Origin of the sequence: Brytella acorum, from assembly GCF_029309905.1 — a bacterium.
Taxonomy (GTDB): Bacteria; Pseudomonadota; Alphaproteobacteria; order Acetobacterales; family Acetobacteraceae; genus Brytella; species Brytella acorum.
The window spans coordinates 1-3,049 of record NZ_JARBJP010000031.1 but is presented as its reverse complement, the minus strand read 5'-3'; the positions used below and the strand labels follow the sequence as shown (position 1 = coordinate 3,049).

The 3,049-nt window shown below is 57.8% G+C and carries 4 protein-coding genes; 3 read left to right on the top strand and 1 reads right to left on the bottom strand.

What is annotated here, in order from left to right; translation table 11 throughout:
- Both PWM43_RS15285 and PWM43_RS15280 read left to right on the top strand, forming a co-directional pair.
- Positions 1–459: replication protein (locus tag PWM43_RS15285; RefSeq protein WP_289843321.1), on the top strand; the 459-nt coding region annotated here is incomplete at its 5' end.
- Between the two features lie 269 nt (positions 460–728).
- A complete protein-coding gene (locus tag PWM43_RS15280) occupies positions 729–1,292 on the top strand; it encodes a hypothetical protein (RefSeq protein WP_194260947.1) in 564 nt (187 codons plus the stop codon).
- A gap of 37 nt (positions 1,293–1,329) precedes the next feature.
- On the opposite strand, the gene mobQ is transcribed toward PWM43_RS15280, so the two are convergent.
- Entirely contained in the window at positions 1,330–2,442 is a 1,113-nt protein-coding gene (gene mobQ, locus PWM43_RS15275) for a MobQ family relaxase (RefSeq protein ID WP_289843320.1), read from the bottom strand.
- Positions 2,443–2,609: 167 nt separating this feature from the next.
- Between mobQ and PWM43_RS15270 the strand changes: the two genes are divergently transcribed.
- Positions 2,610–2,909, top strand: a complete 300-nt coding sequence (locus tag PWM43_RS15270) for a mobilization protein (RefSeq protein WP_166123747.1) — start codon at positions 2,610–2,612, stop codon at positions 2,907–2,909.
- Positions 2,910–3,049 lie beyond the last annotated feature (140 nt).

The window sequence follows — 3,049 nt, the reverse complement described above, 5'->3', positions numbered from 1 at the left end:
AACCTCACCGCCGCCAGCACCAAAATGGAGAAGCTGGCCCAAGAGCAAAAAAACCAATGCGTGACGATCAAGGACGCTGCCGAAAAAGCCTCTCAGACGGCCATAGATGCGTCCGAAGCGTTTGCGGTATCGAAACCACGCCTGATGATCTGGACTGCCCTCTGCGCGGCTCTGCTGGTCTCTGGCGGGTGGATAGCGGGTTACTGGCTGGGGCATCGTGACGGCTGGGCCACCGGACATGACGTTGGCAGGGAAGCCGCCCTAGACGCCAATGCAGCCGCGTCGTGGGCCAACACCAGAAGCGGAATAGCTGGGAAACGGCTTGATGATGCGGGTTCCTTGCAGTCCCTCGCCTCCTGCACTGTCGAGGGGTTTACTGCCGAAACTGACGACAAGGGGAGTCACTGGTGCCTGATTCGTGGAACTGACGGAAAGACCCGTGGTTGGCGCACCCACTAGCCAGCCCCTCCCCCTTCCTGAGCAATACGGAATTGCCCATTTCCGTGACCTGTCACGATAGGAAAAAGGGCAGTTTTCCACCGTTTGAGAAGGGGACTACAGGGGAAGAGAATCTTATCTATTTATATCTGGCGTGGATAACTTCACCCCAAAATGAGCAATTTCCCCGGAAAACCGCCAAAAAATAGCTTGCTATTAAGTCACTCACTGTGTGACTACTAGTTCACTCACTGTGTGACTTAATAGACGCCAATACAAGGGTTTCCCACATGGCTGCAACGATCACCCGTTTGACACCCAAGCCTGAACGTCTCCGACAAGATCAGGCTGACCTTTTGAGGCAAGCCCTGCTCCCCTTTGAGGAGCAGATGCCAGCCGATGCCTTCCGTGCCGTCATCGGCCTGATCGACCGCCAAACAGCCAGCCGCAAGAGATGGACATTCGTCATGCTAAGCCCTGAACAGAACGCAATCGTGGTGGACTATTTGGCTGAACACTCCAAGCGTCCTCTGACCGCGCTGCGGGTCTGGGCGCTGTGCTTCAAGCACCTGCGAACTGACACCGGAGAAATCCTGCTGAACCGTGAGGAAATAGCCGAGAAAATTGGTCAGCCGTCACGCACCATCAGTGAAATCATGTCCGAACTGGTGGCCTTCAAAGCCATAAGCCGCACACGCAAGAAACTGGGCGGCATGAAGGGGCCGGGTATGGTTCACTACTTCATGAACCCCAACGTGGCCACGCACCTGACCGGCTCTGAACGGGACGTAGCGCAGGAAGAAGCGCCCCCCTTGCTGGTGCTGATGGAAGGCGGTTTGTCTAAGGGTTGTTAAGGGGTTTTTAAGGGTTTGTTCTACCGGGAACAAACCCTTAACGGCCACGCCCTCGGCTGCTCTCTCTGCCCCGCTGGTTGCCTATGGCCCGCAAGCGCTCCTTGTGGGCTGCTTCCTCGCGGGCCTTCTCGATAGCCCGCTGACGCTCTTTCTCGGCGGCTATGCGTTGCTCTTTCTCGCGTTGCAGCCGGTCGGCCTCGGCCTTCTTCGTGGCCCCGGCCCCTACCCCCTTGGCAAACATCAGCCAGCGGTTGGCCTTTTCCTCGGCCTGCTGGCGCCTCTGCTGGAGCGCAGGGGCAAGCCGGTCGAGTGCCACGGCCACCTTGTCCAGCCCTTCACGCATGGCCTTTATGGCCCGCTCCATCTTCGCCAGGGCGAAGTCTATCACCTCGGCCCGTTGTGCGTTCTCCGCTCTCACCTGGCGGTTGTGGTTGCCTGTTGGCGTCCTGCGCCCCTTGCGCTCCAAGGCCACCACGTTCTGGCCCATGTGGCGCTCTGGCACACGATCAAGCCCCTGCTCTGCGTTGCTGCGGTGGTCTATGCGGGCCTCTTGTCCGGCCCTCTCAAGGGCATTGTTGGCAAGGTTCGCCCATAGCTGGCGGATCTCGGTCACATCATCGGCCGACTTGCCCAGCCCCATGCTGGCCCGCTTCTTGTCGGACAGTTCGATGGTGGCTTTGTCGCCAAATACCAGCTTGCCGTCTGCCCCACGCTCCACCGTGCGCGTGGTGGTCAGGACGTGGGCATGGTGGTTTCGGTCGTCACCTTCAGCACCCGGCAGATGCACCGCCACGTCCACGGCCACCCCGTAACGCTCCACCAGCTCACGGGCAAAGCTGTCGGCCAGCTCCGCCCGCTGGTCGCTGGTGAGTTCATGCGGAAGGGCAACCACCCATTCTCTGCCGGTGCGGGCGTCCTTCCGTTTCTCGGCTCGTTCGGCATCATTCCACAACTCTGACCGGCTGGCAGTTCTACCCCCCGGAATGAAAACTTGCTTGTGTGCAACGCTGTTTTGCCGGGGGGTGTAATCGTGCTGATGCCCGTCAAGTTCGTTGGTTAAATCTTCGCCCGAACGATAAGCCGAAGCAGCAACAACAGAACGTCCTGCGCTCCGGCTGATCGGTTTCGTTTCGGCGCGATAGATTGCCACGGATTTGTTCTCTTTCTTTTGGCGTAAAACGGGGGGTTCAGGGGGGCGAAGCCACCATGACGCAGGACTTGCACTTGTGCAAGTCGTAACTGCGCCCTTAATACCTCACGGCATCAAGGGAAATATGGTATTCTGTTGGCAAGGATAACCCACACCATGAGGCTATTATGAGCGATATTTCAAAAGAGATTGAGAACGCCAAAAAGATCATTGCTGAACAAAAAAAGCGCATCAGAGAGGCCCAGAAGTCAGCTGCCAAAGCAGAAGGAAAACTGCGAGACCGTCAGAACTACATTCTGGGGGGTGCTTTGGTAAAACTGGCTGAAACTGATGAACGTGGCGTGCGAACCATTGAAGCCCTTTTGAAGCGGCTAGAGCGTCCAGCAGACAAACGAGCCTTTGAGACGTTTTCGCGCCTCCCAGCCCTCTCTCTGACCGAACAAGGGGGCAATGATGAGCAGCACTGACATGGAGGACGTGCAAGACCCGTTCGCCCTATTCCAGCAGCTAGAACGGAACCTCACCGCCGCCAGCACCAAAATGGAGAAGCTGGCCCAAGAGCAAAAAAACCAATGCGTGACGATCAAGGACGCTGCCGAAAAAGCCT